Here is an 18296-nt window from a genome sequence, read left to right as displayed (position 1 = left end):
AGATGCTCGACTCGGCAAACACCGCGATGCCGATGGGCAAACCAATGCTCAGCAGACGCTTGATCACCGTCCATTGCGGCCAGTCGAAACGGCTGAACAGTTGACTCGACTGATACACCGGCGCCCAGCGTTCCCATCCCGCCATGCCCAGCGCCATCACCCACATGACAATGGCCGTCGCCCAGCCGCAACCGACGCCGCCCATGGCCGGCACGCCAAAATGGCCATAAATGAAAATGTAGTTAAGCGGAATATTCAGCGCCAGCCCGCACAGGCCAAGGACCATCGCCGGCCGCGTGCGCCCGAGCCCGTCACTGAAGCAGCGCAGTACATGATAAATCGCCACCGCCGGCAAGCCGCTGGCGATGCCGTGCAGGTATTGCATGCAGGGGCCGATCAGTTCGGGATCGACGTTCATGATGTGCAGAATCGGCTCGGCGCCAAGCAACATGGCGGTCGCCAGCACGCCCACGACCAGCGCCAGCCACAGGGCCTGGCGCACGATCGGACCAATCTCGCTGTGGGTGCCGGCACCGAAGCGCTGGGCGACTTTCGGCGTGGTCGCCAGCAGCGTGCCGGTCATCAATAGAAATACCGGCACCCAGATCGAGTTGCCCAGGGCCACCGCCGCCAGATCGCGCGGCCCGACTCGGCCGGCCATCACTGCGTCGACGAAACCCATCGCGGTCGTCGCCAGCTGCGCAACCATGATCGGTAGCGCCAGGCCGAGCAGGTTTTTCAGCTCCAGGCGAACCCGGGCAGGGCGGGTGAGGGGGGCGGCGTCAGAGCGTTCGGTCACGGAATTCAAGGGCAGAGCGTCCAGAAAAATTTATGCACAAAGGCGGCGCATTCTACGCCTTGACGCATCGGTCAGGAAAAGACCTGTGTTAGCGATTTGTAATCACCTTCGAACGTGTCTCGACCCCTGTGGCGAGGGGACTTGTCCCCGTCGGGCTGCGAAGCAGTCCCCTCCCATGCGAGCGACCCGGTTTCAATAGATACACCTGAGGGCTGCTTCGCAGCCCAACGGGGACAAGTCCCCTCGCCACAAGTGCGAGTAATGCCCCCAATGCCCCCAATGCCCGCTGGCCCACCACAGTCATCTGCGCCTACACTGCCGGTCCGCCAAAGGAGCCTGCCCATGCTGATAGTTGCCGACGAAAATATTCCGCTGCTCGATGCCTTCTTCGAAGGGTTCGGCGAAATTCGCCGGGTGCCGGGACGCTCGATCGACCGCGCGACCGTCGCCCAGGCCGACGTGCTGCTGGTGCGCTCGGTGACCAACGTGAACCGCGCTTTGCTCGAAGGCAGCAAGGTGGGCTTCGTCGGCACGTGCACCATTGGCACCGACCATCTGGACCTCGACTATTTTCAACAGGCCGGCATCACCTGGTCCAGCGCCCCCGGTTGCAATGCCCGCGGCGTGGTCGATTATGTACTGGGCAGTTTGCTCACTCTGGCTGAAATCGAGGGCGTGGACCTTGCCTCGCGCACGTATGGCGTCGTTGGCGCCGGTGAAGTGGGCGGTCGCTTGGTCAAGGTTCTGCAGGGGCTGGGCTGGAAGGTCCTGGTTTGCGATCCGCCACGTGAAGCCGCCGAAGGAGGCGATTATGTCAGCCTCGAGCAGATCATTGAGCAGTGCGACGTGGTCAGTCTGCATACGCCGCTGAAGAAACACGGCAGCGGTTCAACCTGGCACCTGTTTGATAAAAGTCGCTTGAATCGACTCAAATCCGGTACTTGGCTGATCAACGCCAGTCGAGGGCCGGTGGTTGATAACGCTGCACTGCGCCAGGTGTTGCTGGAGCGCGAGGATTTGCAAGCGGTGCTGGACGTCTGGGAAGGCGAGCCTGAGGTCGATGTGGCGCTGGCTGAGTTGTGCGTGCTGGCGACGCCGCACATTGCCGGTTACAGCCTGGATGGCAAGCAGCGCGGTACGGCGCAGGTTTATCGGGCGTACTGCGATTTTCTCGGGCAACCGGCATCGGTCAGTTTGAACGATCTGCTGCCGCAACCGTGGCTGTCGCAGGTGACTTTGCACGCAGGCACCGATCCTGCCTGGGCGCTGGCGATGTTGTGCCGAGGTGTGTACGACCCGCGCCGCGACGATGCGGATTTCCGCCGCAGTCTGGTGGGCAGCGTGACCGAACAGCGTGCGGCGTTCGACGTTCTGCGCAAACAGTACCCGTCGCGGCGGGAGATTGATGGGCTGCAGGTGCGGATTGAGGGGGAGTCGGCTGAGTTGCTGAAGATTGTGTCGGCATTGGGGGCTGCGGCTGTCTAGAAAACGTGTTGGCCCATTCGCGGGCAAGCCACGCTCCCACAAGATTAGCGTTGCCTGGAAGTGAGCACATGAGCTGTGCATGCGTGCGGCGATCCGGTTGCCCGTGACAGGGTGCGCAGCACCCTCAAATAACACTCACAAAAAACCCGGCAATCAGGCCGGGTCAGAAATACGGTGGCTACATCACTCTTGTTCGGCAGGCTTGACCAATCGCTTTTCCAGTTCGCTGCAGGCGTCCTGGATCATGCTTTCAGTGATCGGTACTTCGCGCCCCTGCTCATCAATAATCGAGCAACCCAGAGACTGGTCTGGCTGCGTGCGGATCACTTCAATCTTGTCGTTGCTGCTGTGTTGCAAGGACATGGCCTGTCTCCTCATCAGGTTGTGTACTTACTGTAAAACCGTCAGGTGACCGGGCTATGACATCTCCCTGCGATCTTTGCGCGACGGCCGGTACAGTCCACCAGAAATGCCGCTCGGTTGCCACCCGGATTTTAGACCGATAGCGTCTAGCACCTAGTCAATGCGGTCATAATTAACCTGACTCATTGTGATTTACAGAGTTCCACCCCATACAGTCCTCGAACTGACCCATCCATGCGATCCCGGAAAAACTTCATGCTCTCTGCCCGTTACCGTCGCGCGATCCGCTTGGCCAGTCGCTTCGTTCTGCCATACAAGTGGCACGCCGTGGGAGCCTTGCTCGCGCTGATCGTGACCGCCGGCATCACCTTGTCCATGGGGCAGGGGATCAAGTTGCTGGTGGATCAGGGGTTCATGACCCAGTCGCCGCACCTGCTCAACCAGTCCATCGGCGTGTTCATGCTTCTGGTGGTCGGTCTGGCGATGGGTACATTTGCGCGCTTCTATCTGGTCTCTTGGATCGGCGAGCGCGTGGTCGCCGACATCCGCCGTCAGGTTTTCAACCATTTGATCTACCTGCACCCGGGTTTCTACGAAGACAACCGCAGCTCCGAGATCCAGTCGCGATTGACCGCCGACACCACCTTGCTGCAATCGGTGATCGGTTCTTCGCTGTCGATGTTTCTGCGTAATTTTCTGATGGTTATCGGCGGCATTGTCTTGCTGTTCGTGACTAACCCCAAGCTCAGCAGCATCGTCGTGGTCGCCTTGCCGCTGGTGATCGCGCCGATCCTGATATTCGGGCGCCGGGTGCGCAGCCTCTCACGTCTGAGCCAGGACCGGATTGCCGACATCGGCAGTTATGTGTCCGAAACCCTCAGCCAGATCAAGACCGTGCAGGCCTACAACCATCAGCCTCAGGACCAGCAACGATTTGCCTCGACGGTAGAAGAAGCGTTCAACACCGCACGCAAACGGATCTTCCAGCGGGCCTGGCTGATCACGCTGGTGATTGTCCTGGTGCTCGGCGCGGTCGGCGTAATGCTGTGGGTCGGCGGCATGGACGTGATCGCCGGGCGAATTTCCGCAGGCGAGCTGGCGGCCTTCGTGTTCTACAGCCTGATTGTCGGCAGCGCGTTTGGCACGCTGAGCGAAGTGATCGGTGAATTGCAACGCGCTGCCGGCGCCGCTGAGCGCATCGCCGAATTGCTGCGCTCGGAAAATATCATTCAGCCGCCGACTAGCGGGCTGGTGACACTGCCCGAGCGCGTGAAGGGCGATCTGGTTCTGCAGGATGTGCGTTTTTCCTACCCTTCGCGACCGGAAAGTTACGCCGTTGATGGCTTGAATCTGACCATCAGGGCCGGTGAAACGCTTGCTCTGGTCGGTCCCTCGGGCGCCGGTAAATCGACAGTCTATGACTTGCTGCTGCGTTTTTACGATCCCGCAGACGGCCGCATTCTGCTCGATGGCGTACCCCTGACGCAGCTCGATCCGCTGGATTTGCGCCGTTGCTTTGCGCTGGTCTCGCAAACCCCGGCGCTGTTCTTCGGCAGCATCGAAGAAAACATCCGCTACGGCAATCCCACGGCAACACTCGAGCAGATCAAGGACGCCGCGAAAATCGCTTACGCCCACGATTTCATCGAGCAAATGCCCAACGGTTACCAGACCCACCTCGGCGACGCCGGCCTCGGTTTGTCCGGTGGCCAGCGCCAACGCCTGGCCATCGCCCGCGCGCTGCTGGTCGATGCGCCGATCCTGCTGCTCGACGAAGCCACCAGCGCCCTCGATGCGCAAAGCGAACACCTGATCCAGCAAGCGCTGCCCAGCCTGATGAAAAACCGCACCACTCTGGTCATCGCCCACCGCTTGGCCACGGTAAAAAACGCCGATCGCATCGTCGTGATGGACCAGGGCAAACTGGTGGCGGTCGGTACGCATCAGGAGTTGATTGCGAGCAATGCGTTGTATGCGCGACTGGCGGCTTTGCAGTTTAGTGATGGCAACACTGGCCATGAAGTTCTCACGTAGGAGCTGCCGAAGGCTGCGATCTTTCCTTTCCGCAACATCAGGAAAACGCATAGATCAATCAAAGCAAGTCGTTCAGCTAACCTTAGCTACTCGCATAATCAAGGAGGGCTATGAATGCCCGTTGCCGCACATGGATGTCGCCTACGCAAAGATCGCGTTTCCGAATCAGTCCGAATTTACTTGCTCACGGTTGTCACTGATCGTCGTCTTCCTGTCTTCGCCGATTGGCACGCAGGGCGATTATTGGTTGATCAACTACGCGAAGCCGACGAAAGCTCGTTGGTAACCTCAATGGCATGGGTCGTGATGCCGGATCACTTGCATTGGCTGATAGAGTTAAGAGGTGCACATTGTCTGAGCTAATGTGTCGCGTTAAATCCAGAAGCAGTCGCTCTGTAAATCTTCAACGCGGTATTCAGCAGCGCCTGTGGCAACGGGGGTACTACGATCGCGCGTTACGCCGGGATGAGGACATTAAGGATGCCGCGCGGTACATAGTCATGAACCCGTTGCGAGCCGGCTTGGCCAAACGACTCGGCGAATATCCGCTGTGGGATGCTATCTGGCTTTGAGGATCAAAAGATCGCAGCCTTCGGCAGCTCCTACAGTGGAATGACGTACAACCCGTAGCTGCCGAAGGCTCGGGCCGCGTTCGGAAGATCTTTTTGATCTAGTGGCCGCTCACTACTCGGGACTCTGGGGACCTAAGATTCTGACAGTAAGTCACTACTACGGCGGCGGATCAATCGGGCGAAGCGTCGCCTTTTGTCGAGTTCATGTTGCAGGCATTGAGTCTTGCGCTTGGGGAAGCGGCCGGATCTGAAATTATGACCGACCAAGTAAACGACCAAGTAACCGACCAAGTAAACAAATTGCTTCGCACCCTTCGCGGCAGCGCTCCACTCAAGGTGAGCGATCTGCTGGCAGCGCTCGGACTGGCGCACAAGGCGACGTTCAGGGCCAATTACCTCAATCCGGCACTAGCGGCCGGTCTGATTGAAATGACAAATCCTGAATCACCTAGAAGTCCGGTGCAGCGCTATCGACTGACTGCGTTGGGCGAAGCGGCCTCAGGAAGATAATTCGATCACCAAAAAAATGCCCGCATCAATCGATGCGGGCATTTTTGTCAGCGCCTGAAACCAGCCTCACTGATCATCGAAATACCGCTCATGCCAATCCACCAACGGCTGTGGCGAATTGAGCTTCTGGCCGTAGATCACCGAATACGACAACACGTTTTGCACGTACTGCCGGGTTTCGTCGAACGGAATGCTTTCCACCCAAACGTCGAAGCTCAAGTGATCCGCGCCGCGCAACCACTGGCGCACGCGGCCCGGGCCGGCGTTGTAAGCAGCGGAGGCGAGCACGCGATTGCCGTTGAACTGGCTGTGGACCTGGCTGAGGTAGGCCGCGCCGAGCTGGATGTTTTTGTCCGGATCGAACACCTGCTGGTGCGATGCCAATGGAATGCTGAACTTGCGTGCGGTTTCCTTGGCGGTCGCCGGCATCAATTGCATCAAGCCGCTGGCGCCGACGCCGGAGCGGGCATCGTCCATGAACGCACTTTCCTGACGAGTGATGGCGAACACCCAGCTCGAATGAAGACCACGCACCTTGGCTTCTCGCACCAAGGTGTCGCGGTGAGCCATCGGGAAGCGGATATCCAGGTCGTCCCAGTACTGCGCCTGGCTGATGGTGCGGATCGCCGGGAAGTACCATTTGAGGTCATAAGCCAGTTTTGCCTGAGCGACCATTTCGTCGCGGTTGAAGTGACGGCTGACGTGATACCACTCACGACGACCGTCGACGATCTGCCCGCGCGCATGGAATTCCAGAGCGCGACGTACGCCCGGCGTGTTGCGCACCTTGTTGATCAGGGCCTGACTCATCACTAACGGCCTGTTGTTCAACGAATAGGACGATTGCGAGCGGTCGGCTGCGAGAAATCCATAGAAATCGCGCTCCCGGGCCAGGTTCTTGTACAGGTTCTGCACTTCCGGATTTTGCGGTTGTGCCAGTTCCAGGCTGCGCGCCTGCCAGTATCGCCAGCGATTGGTGGTTGCCAGGTCAGGTGGCAGGCGTCGGGTCAGCTGATAGGCATCGTCCCAGCGCGCCAGGCGCAACAGCAAACGCAGGCGCCATTCCGACACCGTATTGTCGCGCAACTCCGGGTCGTATTTGGTCATGACTTCCAGCGCACGCCCGTCAAAACGCTTGGCCAGGGTCAGGCCGATTTCCCGGGCGATCGCGACTTTTTCATCTCGGGAAAAGTGCATGCTGCTGGCGTAGCCGTCGAGCAGGGCCATGGCCTTATCAGGGTCCTGGCGGGCCAGTCGGCGCAAGCCAAGGCTGACCACGTCGGACATCGGTTCGTCGGCGGGAATGAAGCGCGATGGCTGATTGAGCAGCTCGGGCTTTTGCGCCACGTCAATCAGCAAACGACCGCGCGGGGCGAGGCTGGTCAAACCGTTGACCAGGCTGTTTGCCAGCGGATAGTTGCGCGCCTGGGCAGCGAGCTTGGCGCGCTCCCAGCGTTTCTGTTCGGTCAACTGGCCTTCCGCAGCCCAGATGCCAAACAGCGCGTCGCATGCAGCAGGTTGGGATTTACCGGTCAGCCACAGCTTGTTGGCGCTGGCGTAACCTTCCGATTTCTGGTTATGCCCGATCTGATACTGCGCGTTCAGGCAGTCCAGTTCGGTGAAGTTGAGCTTGGGGTCGTAATACTTGACGAAGGTCGCCCAGTCGCCGCGCTCGGACAGCCAGCGCAGCCAGCGCAATTTCATCCAGTTGGCTTGCGGCAGGTCGCCATGCTCGGCGAGGAATTTCTCGATTTCGGCATTGCTCGCGCTTTTCAGGCGCGCGGTCAGTTCGTCATAGGCCAGATAAGGTTCCAGCGGATAATCGCTGAGCGCCTGGCTGTAGCGCATATACGGGCCGGTATCGCCCTTGGCCAACGCGCGCTTGGCTTCATCGTAATATTGGCGTTGGGTGGACAAGTCCACCGCCTGGGCGGTTTGAACGGCAGTGGCGGATAAAAGAAAACACGACAAAAGACTGAAAAGGCGACTGCGCATGAGACATCCGGGCAGAGAAATCATGACAAGTACCGGCATGGCCGACACTGAATAATCTGTAGCTTAGCCTTTTGCCAGCGACGGGCGAAAGCTTTGCGGCCGTGTCTGCACAAGTTCGCAACATTTCTAATGCAGAGTGCTGGTAAGTTGAAATTGCCGGCCTTCTGAAGCCTCAAGTCAGGTAGAATGCGCGCCCGGTTTTTGGAGAAGCTCATGACCCTGCTCAAATTCAGCGATGTGTCCCTTGCTTTCGGCTCTACGCCGTTGTTGGACAAGGTGTCCTGGCAGATCGCCCGTGGAGAGCGGGTGTGCATCATCGGCCGCAACGGCACTGGCAAGTCCAGCATGATGAAGCTTGTCAAGGGCGACCAGAAGCCCGATGACGGCTCCGTTTGGCGTGCCCCTGGCCTCAAGATTGGCGAATTGCCGCAAGAACTCCCGGTAGCCGACGAGCGGACCGTGTTCGACGTAGTGGCTGAAGGCCTGGACGGCGTCGGCGAACTGCTTGCGCAGTATCACCATCTGAGCCAGAACATCGTCACCGACGCCGACCTGGACAAGCTGATGCACGTCCAGCACGACCTCGAAGCCCGAGACGGCTGGCGCTTGCAGCAACTGGTAGACAGTACCCTGAGCCGCCTGCAGTTGCCGGCCGACAAGACGCTGTCCCAGTTATCCGGCGGCTGGCGTCGTCGCGTGCTGCTGGCCCAGGCCCTGGTTTCCGAACCGGACCTGCTGCTGCTCGACGAACCGACCAACCACCTGGACATCGGTGCCATCGCCTGGCTCGAAGAAGCGCTGAAGGATTTCCAGGGCGCCGTGCTGTTCATCACGCACGACCGTTCTTTCCTGCAGAACCTGGCGACCCGCATCCTCGAACTGGATCGCGGCGGCCTGATCGACTGGAACGGCGACTACGCCAGCTTCCTCGTGCACAAGGAAGCGTCGCTGGCCGCTGAAGAAACCGCCAACGCGCTGTTCGACAAGAAGCTGGCCCAGGAAGAAGTCTGGATCCGCCAGGGCATCAAGGCCCGTCGCACCCGTAACGAAGGTCGTGTCCGCGCATTGAAAGCATTGCGCGTCGAGCGTAGTGAGCGTCGCGAGCGCACCGGCAAGGCCAACATTCAGCTGGACACCGCCGACAAGTCCGGCAAACAGGTCATGGTCCTCGAGAACGTGAGCTTCGCGCATCCGGGTGGTCCGTTCCTGATCAAGGATTTCTCGATGGTCCTGACCCGCGGCGACCGTATCGGCCTGCTTGGCGCCAACGGTACCGGCAAGACCACGCTGCTCAAACTGATGCTCAACGGCCTGCAGCCGACCAGCGGCACCGTGGAGGAGGGCACGCGCATCGACGTGGCGTACTTCGACCAGTTGCGCCATCAACTGGATCTGGAAAAGACTGTGATCGATAACGTCGCCGAAGGCCGCGACTTCATCGATATCGACGGCCAGAGCCGCCACGTGCTCAGTTACCTCGGCGACTTCCTGTTCAGCCCGCAGCGTGCCCGCACGCCGGTCAAGGCGCTGTCCGGTGGCGAGCGTGCGCGTTTGCTGCTGGCGAAACTGTTCAGCAAGCCAGCCAACCTGCTGGTCCTCGACGAACCGACCAATGACCTGGATGTGGAAACACTGGAACTGCTCGAAGAGGTCTTGCTGACTTTCAACGGCACTGTGCTGATGGTCAGCCACGACCGGGCATTCCTCGACAACGTGGTCACCAGCACCCTGGTTTTCGAAGGCGAAGGCAAGGTTCGCGAGTACGTCGGTGGCTATCAGGACTGGATCCGTCAGGGCGGCTCGCCGCGCCTGCTGGGCGTGACCGAAAGCAAATCCGGCAAGGCCGACCTGACGTCTGCTGTCGTCACAGCCGATGCTGCGCCTGTTGCCGCTGCAGTCGAAGCACCGGCCGCGAAGAAGAAGCTCAGCTACAAATTGCAGCGCGAGCTGGAGATGTTGCCGGCGCAGATCGAAGCGATGGAACAGCAGATTGCTGCGGTCGAAGCGCAGATGGCTGATGGTGGTTTTTATCAGCGCCCGGCTGCAGAAACCGCTGCAGTGATCGCCCAACTGGAGCAATTGCAGGCAGAGCACGACGCGATGGTCGAACGTTGGGCCGAGCTGGATGCCTGATTGATCCGGCAATGAAAAAGCCCGGCGTTCAGCGATGAGCGCCGGGCTTTTTGTATGCCGACCTACAAGGCGCTGCAGATCCAGTGTGGGAGCGGGCTTGCTCGCGAAGGCGGCGAGTCAGGCAACTTGATTGTTGAATGCTATACCGCCTTCGCGAGCAAGCCCGCTCCCACATTAATCAGTTTTTGTTGGCCAGGCGTACCGCCAGCACATCGCAAGGCGCACCATGCAGCACGTCGTTGGCGGTTGAGCCCAGCAGCAACGCCAGACCATGGCGGCCATGGCTGCCGACCACGATCATGTCGCAGCCTTGCTCTTTGGCCAGGTGATGAATTTCCTGGCGGGGCTGGCCGTAGGTCAGGTGGCTGAACTCTTTCGAGAGTTCAGGGTACTTGATGATCAGCCGCTCGAGGCGCTCCTTGGCCTGATCGAATTGCTGTTGCTGCAACTGCGAAAGATCCATTGGCACGTCGCCACCGAAGGCCATGGCCATAGGTTCGACGATGTGCACCAGGGACAACTTCGCGCCGTTGCTCACCGACAGCTCGCGAGCGCGGTGGATTACAGGATCGCACTCTTCGGTTAGATCTACAGCGACCAGAATATGGTGGTAGGGCATGAGGTGCTCCTCCTGAGGATTGCAATGTGGGTAAGTATGGCTGGTTTCAAGCGCAATGATTTCAAGCTGATTCAAAGCGCACACGAAAAATCGGGAGTACAGATATGACGGTCTGGATAGTGGTGTCAATCCTGCTGGTGGTTTTGAGTCCATTGGCGTGGTTGCGTCCGTCCCGTGGACAGAGCGGACGCATGGCTTTGCGCATGGAAGCCCGACGCATCGGCTTGGCCATGCAATTGGCGCCGCAGGACTGGCCACACTGGCTCAGCCAGGAGCCGCCAAGCCCCTGCGCGCAGTATCATCGGCCACGCCGTGGCAATCAGCCGGCGTGCTGGAGTTACTGGCAGAAATCGCCGGGCGTCTGGGTCAATCAGTGGCAGGAAGTCTGCGAGGATCGGACGTTCCTGAATCATTTCGAAAAATTGCCGGCGAATGTTTACAAGGTCGAGGCGGACAAGCAGATGATCACCTTGTATTGGGGGGAGAAGGGCGAAGCGACGGTTTTGCAACAAATCGATGCCACCCTCAAAGCCCTCGCCTGAGCCCAAAACCCTGTAGCAGCTGCCGAGCTCCGCGAGGCTGCGTTCGACGAGCAGGTCGTCGTGAATTGAGCCCCGCAGTCGGGCAGGAACCTTCAGGCGCTTGATCATACGACTGCTGCGCAGCCGAACGCAGCCGAACGCAGCCTCGCAGGCTCGGCAGCTGCTACAGGGCTGGGCAGGCGCTCAGGCAATAAAAAGCCCGACATTCATCGTCGGGCGCGGGTGGCCAGGCAGGCCGGAAACTTCAATGGGCAAATCCTCGCTTGGCGTTTGCTGAACGTTGAATCTCTCGCCAAGTCCCAACAGCGTAGCGCCTCGTACAAATGCTGCCGCGAATTTAGGGCGAATTTTCTAACTATTAATCCTATGAATGGCCGCACATGCACTCGTGTGTTTTGAGTATGAGCGGTATGAAAGTGACCGCAAAGTCTAGTTTCAACCCTTGTTTTGGGCGATTGACAATTGTCTGGATTTCCCTGAAGGTGACGTACCCGAATCAAACGGGCGTATGAATTGAGCGTTTGCTTGTAAGAACGTTCCTACAGAATCCCGACTATCGCGTCGGCGGGTGTGCCGGGTGGATGGGCGTAGCATCGACGATAAGCGTCCCTGCCAAGCCCTCCGCCTGCGTCCGACGTGTACTGTTCAGCTTCCATATCGTGGAGATCAGTTGATGATTTACGAAGGTAAAGCCATCACGGTTAAAGCTCTTGAGAGTGGCATCGTCGAATTGCAATTCGACCTCAAGGGTGAGTCCGTCAACAAGTTCAACCGTCTAACCCTGAACGAGCTGCGTCAGGCGGTAGACACCATCAAGGCAGATGCTTCGATCAAGGGTGTGATCGTCAGCAGTGGCAAGGACGTGTTCATCGTCGGCGCCGACATCACCGAATTTGTGGAGAATTTCAAGCTGCCTGATGCCGAGCTGGTTGCTGGCAATCTGGAAGCCAACAGGATTTTCAGCGATTTCGAAGACTTGAACGTCCCGACTGTCGCCGCGATCAACGGCATCGCCCTCGGTGGTGGTCTGGAGATGTGCCTGGCAGCGGATTACCGCGTCATGTCGACCAAGGCTAAAATCGGCCTGCCGGAAGTCAAGCTGGGCATCTACCCGGGCTTCGGCGGTACCGTTCGTCTGCCGCGCCTGATCGGTGCCGACAATGCGATCGAGTGGATCGCCGCCGGCAAGGAAAACCGTCCTGAAGACGCGCTGAAAGTCGGCGCCGTCGATGCCGTGGTCGCGCCTGAGAAACTTCAGGAAGCCGCATTGGAGCTGATCAAGCGCGCCATCTCCGGCGAGTTTGACTACAAGGCCAAGCGTCAGCCGAAGCTGGAAAAGCTGAAGCTGAATGCAATCGAACAAATGATGGCCTTCGAAACCGCTAAAGGTTTCGTTGCAGGCCAGGCCGGCCCTAACTACCCGGCGCCGGTTGAAGCGATCAAGACAATCCAGAAAGCGGCGAACTTCGGTCGCGACAAAGCGCTGGAAGTCGAAGCCAACGGTTTCGTCAAACTGGCCAAGACCTCTGCCGCGCAGAGCTTGATCGGTCTGTTCCTGAACGATCAGGAACTGAAGAAAAAGGCCAAGGCCTACGACGAAATCGCCAGGGACGTGAAGCAGGCTGCCGTACTGGGCGCCGGCATCATGGGTGGCGGTATCGCTTATCAGTCGGCCTCCAAAGGCACGCCGATCCTGATGAAAGACATCAACGAGCACGGCATAGAGCAAGGTCTGGCTGAAGCCGCCAAGCTGCTGGTCGGTCGCGTTGACAAGGGTCGTATGACCGCTGCGAAAATGGCTGAAGTCCTTAACGGCATTCGCCCAACCCTGTCCTACGGTGATTTCGGTCACGTCGATCTGGTCGTTGAAGCGGTCGTCGAGAACCCGAAGGTCAAGCAGGCCGTTCTGGCCGAAGTCGAAGACAAGGTCAAAGAAGACACTATCCTCGCGTCCAACACCTCGACGATTTCCATCACCTTGCTGGCGAAAGCCCTCAAGCGTCCGGAAAACTTTGTCGGCATGCACTTCTTCAACCCGGTGCACATGATGCCGCTGGTGGAAGTGATCCGTGGCGAGAAGTCCAGTGAGCTGGCCGTTGCCACCACCGTTGCCTACGCCAAGAAAATGGGCAAGAACCCGATCGTCGTCAATGACTGCCCGGGCTTCCTGGTCAACCGCGTGCTGTTCCCGTACTTCGGCGGTTTCGCCAGGCTGGTCAGCGCGGGTGTCGACTTCGTCCGTATCGACAAAGTCATGGAAAAATTCGGCTGGCCAATGGGCCCGGCGTACCTGATGGACGTGGTCGGCATCGACACCGGTCACCACGGTCGTGACGTGATGGCTGAAGGTTTCCCGGATCGCATGAAGGACGACCGTCGTTCGGCGATCGACGTGCTCTACGAAGCCAAGCGCCTGGGCCAGAAGAATGGCAAGGGCTTCTACGCGTACGAGACCGACAAGAAGGGCAAGCAGAAAAAAGTCGCCGATCCGTCGGTACTGGAAGTGCTTAAACCGATCGTTTACGAGCAGCGCGACGTCACTGACGAAGACATCATCAACTGGATGATGATCCCGCTGTGCCTGGAAACCGTCCGTTGCCTGGAAGACGGCATTGTCGAGACCGCTGCCGAGGCCGACATGGGTCTGGTCTACGGTATTGGTTTCCCTCCATTCCGTGGCGGTGCGCTGCGCTACATCGATTCGATCGGTGTTGCCGAGTTCGTTGCCCTGGCTGACCAGTACGCTGATTTGGGCGCGCTGTACCACCCGACCGCGAAGCTGCGTGAAATGGCCAAGACTGGCCAACGGTTCTTCGGTTAAGCGTCCCAACTTTTGAGCGAGAGTGAAATTTTATGAGCTTGAATCCAAGAGACGTCGTGATTGTCGACTTCGGTCGTACTCCGATGGGCCGCTCCAAGGGCGGCATGCACCGCAACACCCGCGCCGAAGACATGTCGGCGCACCTGATCAGCAAATTGCTGGAACGCAACGTCAAGGTCGACCCTAACGAAGTCGAAGACGTGATCTGGGGTTGCGTGAACCAGACCCTGGAGCAGGGCTGGAACATCGCACGCATGGCCTCCCTGATGACACAGATCCCTCACACTGCCGCCGGCCAGACCGTTAGCCGTCTGTGTGGTTCGTCGATGAGTGCGCTGCACACTGCCGCGCAAGCGATCATGACCGGCAACGGTGACGTGTTCGTGGTGGGTGGCGTCGAGCACATGGGCCACGTGAGCATGATGCACGGTGTCGATCCGAACCCGCACATGTCGCTGTACGCGGCGAAAGCTTCGGGCATGATGGGCCTGACTGCGGAAATGCTCGGCAAAATGCACGGCATCACCCGCGAACAACAGGACGCTTTTGGCGTGCGCTCCCACCAGCTCGCCCACAAGGCGACTCTGGAAGGCAAGTTCAAAGACGAAATCATCCCGATGCAGGGTTATGACGAGAACGGTTTCCTGAAACTGTTCGACTACGACGAAACCATTCGTCCGGAAACCACCCTGGAAAGCCTGGCGGCGCTCAAGCCTGCTTTCAACCCCAAGGGCGGCACCGTGACAGCCGGTACTTCGTCGCAGATCACCGATGGTGCTTCGTGCATGATCGTGATGTCGGCGCAGCGGGCCCAGGACCTCGGTATCCAGCCGATGGCCGTGATTCGCTCAATGGCAGTGGCAGGTGTGGACCCGGCAATCATGGGCTATGGTCCAGTACCGGCCACGCAGAAAGCACTGAAGCGCGCGGGCCTGGGCATCAACGATATCGACTTCTTCGAGCTCAACGAAGCTTTCGCCGCGCAGGCCTTGCCCGTGCTGAAAGATTTGAAAGTGCTCGACAAGATGAACGAGAAGGTTAACCTGCACGGCGGCGCAATCGCTCTGGGTCACCCTTTCGGTTGCTCGGGTGCACGTATCTCCGGCACATTGCTGAACGTGATGAAGCAGAATGGCGGCACCTTCGGGGTAGCTACCATGTGCATTGGTCTCGGCCAAGGCATCTCCACCGTCTTCGAACGCGTCTAAGCGTTCCGCTGACGGAAGCCGGGGCCAAGTGCCCCGGTTTTTGTTTTTCTGGATTTATTTTGTTTTTATTTTTGAAAAAATTTGAGAGGGGGCCAAACCATGCCGATACAACCTGGGCTCTACCAACATTACAAAGGTCCGCAGTACCGCGTGTTCAGCATCGCGCAGCATTCCGAAACCGAAGAAGAAGTGGTCTTCTACCAAGCCCTGTATGGCGATTACGGCTTTTGGGTGCGTCCCCTGAGCATGTTCCTGGAGTCGGTTGAAGTTGACGGCGAACAGGTGCCGCGCTTTGCTTTGGTCCAGGCCGAACCGAGCCTTTTTTCCAAGCCATAAGCTGAGTGCGCGCTAAACCCTGCGCTTGACCTCACCTTGTAGCCACTATATATAGCGGTGCCGCGTCAGGCGCCAACCGCCTTTCACTTCTAGAATTCAGGAATTTTCTGATCCATGGGCAAATCGCTGGTCATTGTGGAATCCCCGGCTAAGGCCAAGACCATCAACAAGTATCTGGGCAACCAATACGTGGTGAAGTCGAGTATCGGCCATATCCGAGACCTGCCCACCAGCGGTTCGGCTAGCGCCAGCAAAGAGCCAGCTGCCAAGCGTGGCAAGGCCGCTGCGGGTGAAGGTCCGGTGCTTACGCCGAAAGAGAAAGCGCGCAAGCAGCTGGTCTCACGCATGGGCGTCGATCCCGATCACGGCTGGAAAGCCAAGTACGAGATCCTTCCGGGCAAGGAAAAGGTCATCGAAGAGCTGCGCCGGCTCGCCAAGGATGCTGACACCATCTATCTCGCAACCGACTTGGATCGCGAGGGGGAAGCCATTGCCTGGCACCTGCGCGAAGCCATCGGTGGTGACGACAGCCGCTACAAGCGCGTGGTGTTCAACGAGATCACCAAGAAAGCCATCCAGGAAGCGTTCTCCAAACCTGGCGAGCTGGATATCAACCGGGTCAACGCTCAACAGGCGCGCCGCTTCCTCGACCGCGTCGTGGGATACATGGTTTCGCCGCTGCTGTGGGCGAAGATTGCCCGTGGCCTGTCGGCCGGTCGCGTGCAATCGGTTGCCGTGAAGCTGGTGGTGGATCGTGAGCGCGAAATTCGCGCGTTCATTCCCGAAGAATACTGGGAAATTCACGCCGATCTGGGCACGGCCAAAGGCGCGACTGTGCGCTTCGACGTCGCCCGTGAAAAAGGCGAAGCCTTCAAGCCGCTGAACGAAGCTCAGGCCATGGCCGCGCTGGAAAAGCTCAAGGCTTCCAGCTACAGCATCGTCAAGCGTGAAGACAAGCCAACCAGCAGCAAGCCGTCGGCGCCCTTCATCACCTCCACCCTGCAACAGGCTGCGAGCAACCGCCTGGGCTTCGGGGTGAAGAAAACCATGATGATGGCCCAGCGTCTGTACGAAGCTGGCTACATCACCTACATGCGTACTGACTCGACCAATCTCTCGGCCGATGCCGTGACGATGGCGCGCACGTATATCGAAGGCGAATTCGGTAAGAAGTACCTGCCGGAAAATCCGAACGTCTACAGCAGCAAGGAAGGCGCGCAAGAGGCTCACGAAGCCATTCGCCCATCCGATGCCAACACCGAGCCAAGCAAGCTGACAGGCATGGAGCGAGATGCCGAGCGCCTTTACGAGCTGATCTGGCGCCAGTTCCTCGCCTGCCAGATGCTGCCGGCGCAATACCTGTCGACCACCGTTACCGTTGGCGCCGGCGATTTCGATTTGCGCGCCAAGGGCCGCATCCTCAAGTTCGACGGTTACACCCGTGTGATGCCGCAGATCGCCAAACCTGGCGACGATGACGTGCTGCCGGACATGGCACAGGGCGACGCGATGAAGCTGATCAAGCTTGATCCGACCCAGCACTTCACCAAGCCGCCGGCGCGTTACTCGGAAGCCAGCCTGGTCAAGGAAATGGAAAAACGCGGTATCGGTCGGCCTTCGACTTACGCTGCAATCATTTCGACCATCCAGGACCGCGGCTACGTGGCGCTGCACAACCGTCGTTTCTATTCCGAGAAGATGGGCGACATCGTCACCGAGCGTCTGTCCGAGAGTTTCTCCAATCTCATGGACTACGGCTTCACCGCCGGTATGGAAGAGAACCTTGATGACGTGGCTCAGGGCGAACGCGACTGGAAAAACGTGCTTGACGAATTCTACGGTGACTTCAAGAAAAAACTCGAAGTAGCCGAAAGTCCGGACAGCGGCATGCGTGCCAACCAGCCGGTGATGACTGATATCCCGTGCCTGACCTGTGGCCGTCCGATGCAGATTCGCACGGCCTCTACCGGTGTGTTCCTTGGTTGCTCGGGTTACAGCCTGCCGCCGAAAGAACGCTGCAAGGCTACGGTCAATCTGGTTCCGGGCGACGAAATCGCCGCAGACGATGAAGGCGAATCGGAATCGCTGGTGCTGCGCGGCAAACATCGCTGCCCGATCTGCAGCACGGCGATGGACGCTTACCTGCTGGACGAGAAACGCAAGCTGCACATCTGCGGTAATAACCCCGATTGTGCAGGTTACGAGATTGAAGAGGGCTCTTATCGCATCAAGGGCTACGAAGGTCCGAGCCTGGAATGCGACAAGTGCGGCAGCGAGATGCAGCTCAAGACCGGCCGTTTCGGCAAATTCTTTGGTTGCACCAATCCGACCTGCAAGAACACCCGCAAGCTGCTGAAAAGCGGTGATGCGGCGCCGCCGAAGATGGATCCGGTGAAGATGCCTGAACTCAAATGCGAGAAGGTCAACGACACCTACATCCTGCGCGACGGTGCTTCCGGGCTGTTCCTGGCCGCGAGTCAGTTCCCGAAAAACCGCGAGACGCGTGCTCCGTTGGTCATGGAAATTGTCCCGCACAAGGATGAGATCGATCCGAAGTATCACTTCCTCTTCGAAGCACCGAAGAAGGACCCGGATGGTTTGCCGGCGGTGATTCGTTACAGCCGCAAGACCAAAGAGCAGTACGTGCAGACTGAAGTCGACGGCAAGCCGACTGGCTGGAAAGCGTTCTACGACGGTGGGAAGTGGACGGTGGAAGACAAGCGTCCGGCGAAGGTCAAGGCATAAGCGGTTATCTGCTCGCTGAAGAGCTAGCGCGCTCGTGTTGAAAAGGCCGCATGAAACCGACAGGGTTTCATGCGGCCTTTTTGTTTTGCTTGCCGGAAGCGCAGGTGATCCACGACACTGACTGACTTGTGTGT

Annotated in this window: 13 protein-coding genes and 1 pseudogene; 10 read left to right on the top strand and 4 right to left on the bottom strand. The window is 58.9% G+C overall.

What is annotated here, in order from left to right:
• On the bottom strand, positions 1-808 hold an 808-nt coding region (locus F8N12_RS21010), incomplete at its 3' end, for an MATE family efflux transporter (protein ID WP_150582110.1).
• Between the two features lie 333 nt (positions 809-1141).
• Between F8N12_RS21010 and pdxB the strand changes: the two genes are divergently transcribed.
• Positions 1142-2284: a 4-phosphoerythronate dehydrogenase PdxB gene (gene pdxB / locus F8N12_RS21000; RefSeq protein WP_150582108.1), complete on the top strand. Its 1143-nt coding sequence runs from the start codon at positions 1142-1144 to the stop codon at positions 2282-2284.
• Positions 2285-2467: 183 nt separating this feature from the next.
• Here pdxB and F8N12_RS20995 read toward each other — a convergent pair whose 3' ends face one another.
• On the bottom strand, positions 2468-2647 hold the full coding sequence (locus F8N12_RS20995; RefSeq protein WP_150582107.1) for a PA1571 family protein: 180 nt from the start codon (positions 2645-2647) through the stop codon (positions 2468-2470).
• A 255-nt stretch (positions 2648-2902) separates the two neighbouring features.
• Between F8N12_RS20995 and F8N12_RS20990 the strand changes: the two genes are divergently transcribed.
• The 3 genes and pseudogenes from F8N12_RS20990 (at position 2903) to F8N12_RS20980 (ending at position 5763) form a co-directional block, all read left to right on the top strand.
• Positions 2903-4681, top strand: coding sequence for an ABC transporter transmembrane domain-containing protein (locus F8N12_RS20990; protein ID WP_150582106.1), 1779 nt, complete (start codon positions 2903-2905; stop codon positions 4679-4681).
• Positions 4682-4795: 114 nt separating this feature from the next.
• Positions 4796-5253, top strand: a pseudogene (locus tag F8N12_RS20985) (REP-associated tyrosine transposase).
• Positions 5254-5508: 255 nt separating this feature from the next.
• Positions 5509-5763 carry a Fic family protein gene (locus F8N12_RS20980; RefSeq protein WP_318189656.1) on the top strand — a complete coding sequence of 85 codons (255 nt, stop codon included), beginning with the start codon at positions 5509-5511 and terminating at the stop codon, positions 5761-5763.
• Positions 5764-5829: 66 nt separating this feature from the next.
• On the opposite strand, the gene F8N12_RS20975 is transcribed toward F8N12_RS20980, so the two are convergent.
• Positions 5830-7758 (bottom strand): transglycosylase SLT domain-containing protein, encoded by a 1929-nt coding sequence (locus F8N12_RS20975; protein WP_150582105.1) that lies wholly within the window; start codon positions 7756-7758, stop codon positions 5830-5832.
• A 213-nt stretch (positions 7759-7971) separates the two neighbouring features.
• Here F8N12_RS20975 and F8N12_RS20970 point away from each other — a divergent pair, with 213 nt between their 5' ends.
• Positions 7972-9891 carry an ATP-binding cassette domain-containing protein gene (locus tag F8N12_RS20970; RefSeq protein WP_150582104.1) on the top strand — a complete coding sequence of 640 codons (1920 nt, stop codon included), beginning with the start codon at positions 7972-7974 and terminating at the stop codon, positions 9889-9891.
• Between the two features lie 178 nt (positions 9892-10069).
• Here the strand turns inward: F8N12_RS20970 and F8N12_RS20965 are convergent, their stop codons facing one another.
• On the bottom strand, positions 10070-10510 hold the full coding sequence (locus F8N12_RS20965; protein WP_150582103.1) for a universal stress protein: 441 nt from the start codon (positions 10508-10510) through the stop codon (positions 10070-10072).
• A gap of 104 nt (positions 10511-10614) precedes the next feature.
• Here F8N12_RS20965 and F8N12_RS20960 point away from each other — a divergent pair, with 104 nt between their 5' ends.
• From F8N12_RS20960 to topA, 5 genes are all read left to right on the top strand, one after another.
• Entirely contained in the window at positions 10615-11052 is a 438-nt protein-coding gene (locus tag F8N12_RS20960; protein ID WP_150582102.1) for a hypothetical protein, read from the top strand.
• A 673-nt stretch (positions 11053-11725) separates the two neighbouring features.
• Positions 11726-13873: a fatty acid oxidation complex subunit alpha FadB gene (fadB, locus tag F8N12_RS20955; protein ID WP_150582101.1), complete on the top strand. Its 2148-nt coding sequence runs from the start codon at positions 11726-11728 to the stop codon at positions 13871-13873.
• Between the two features lie 32 nt (positions 13874-13905).
• Positions 13906-15081 carry an acetyl-CoA C-acyltransferase FadA gene (gene fadA / locus F8N12_RS20950; RefSeq protein WP_007944141.1) on the top strand — a complete coding sequence of 392 codons (1176 nt, stop codon included), beginning with the start codon at positions 13906-13908 and terminating at the stop codon, positions 15079-15081.
• A gap of 99 nt (positions 15082-15180) precedes the next feature.
• Positions 15181-15417, top strand: a complete 237-nt coding sequence (locus tag F8N12_RS20945; protein ID WP_150582100.1) for a DUF1653 domain-containing protein — start codon at positions 15181-15183, stop codon at positions 15415-15417.
• Positions 15418-15531: 114 nt separating this feature from the next.
• A complete protein-coding gene (topA, locus tag F8N12_RS20940) occupies positions 15532-18162 on the top strand; it encodes a type I DNA topoisomerase (protein WP_150582099.1) in 2631 nt (876 codons plus the stop codon).
• The last annotated feature ends 134 nt before the right edge of the window (positions 18163-18296 follow it).

The organism is Pseudomonas fluorescens, from assembly GCF_902497625.1.
Taxonomy (GTDB): domain Bacteria; phylum Pseudomonadota; class Gammaproteobacteria; order Pseudomonadales; family Pseudomonadaceae; genus Aquipseudomonas; species Aquipseudomonas fluorescens_BQ.
This window is presented reverse-complemented; position numbering and strand designations above follow the sequence as displayed.

What these genes read in the sequence shown, in the direction of transcription:
- F8N12_RS20970 (WP_150582104.1), top strand. Translation starts at nt 7,972, where the DNA reads ATGACCCTGCTCAAATTCAGCGATGTGTCCCTTGCTTTCGGCTCTACG.
- F8N12_RS20995 (WP_150582107.1), bottom strand. Translation starts at nt 2,647, where the DNA reads ATGTCCTTGCAACACAGCAGCAACGACAAGATTGAAGTGATCCGCACG.
- F8N12_RS20960 (WP_150582102.1), top strand. Translation starts at nt 10,615, where the DNA reads ATGACGGTCTGGATAGTGGTGTCAATCCTGCTGGTGGTTTTGAGTCCA.
- F8N12_RS20990 (WP_150582106.1), top strand. Translation starts at nt 2,903, where the DNA reads ATGCTCTCTGCCCGTTACCGTCGCGCGATCCGCTTGGCCAGTCGCTTC.
- fadA (WP_007944141.1), top strand. Translation starts at nt 13,906, where the DNA reads ATGAGCTTGAATCCAAGAGACGTCGTGATTGTCGACTTCGGTCGTACT.
- F8N12_RS20975 (WP_150582105.1), bottom strand. Translation starts at nt 7,758, where the DNA reads ATGCGCAGTCGCCTTTTCAGTCTTTTGTCGTGTTTTCTTTTATCCGCC.
- topA (WP_150582099.1), top strand. Translation starts at nt 15,532, where the DNA reads ATGGGCAAATCGCTGGTCATTGTGGAATCCCCGGCTAAGGCCAAGACC.
- pdxB (WP_150582108.1), top strand. Translation starts at nt 1,142, where the DNA reads ATGCTGATAGTTGCCGACGAAAATATTCCGCTGCTCGATGCCTTCTTC.
- F8N12_RS20945 (WP_150582100.1), top strand. Translation starts at nt 15,181, where the DNA reads ATGCCGATACAACCTGGGCTCTACCAACATTACAAAGGTCCGCAGTAC.
- F8N12_RS20965 (WP_150582103.1), bottom strand. Translation starts at nt 10,510, where the DNA reads ATGCCCTACCACCATATTCTGGTCGCTGTAGATCTAACCGAAGAGTGC.
- fadB (WP_150582101.1), top strand. Translation starts at nt 11,726, where the DNA reads ATGATTTACGAAGGTAAAGCCATCACGGTTAAAGCTCTTGAGAGTGGC.
- F8N12_RS20980 (WP_318189656.1), top strand. Translation starts at nt 5,509, where the DNA reads ATGACCGACCAAGTAAACGACCAAGTAACCGACCAAGTAAACAAATTG.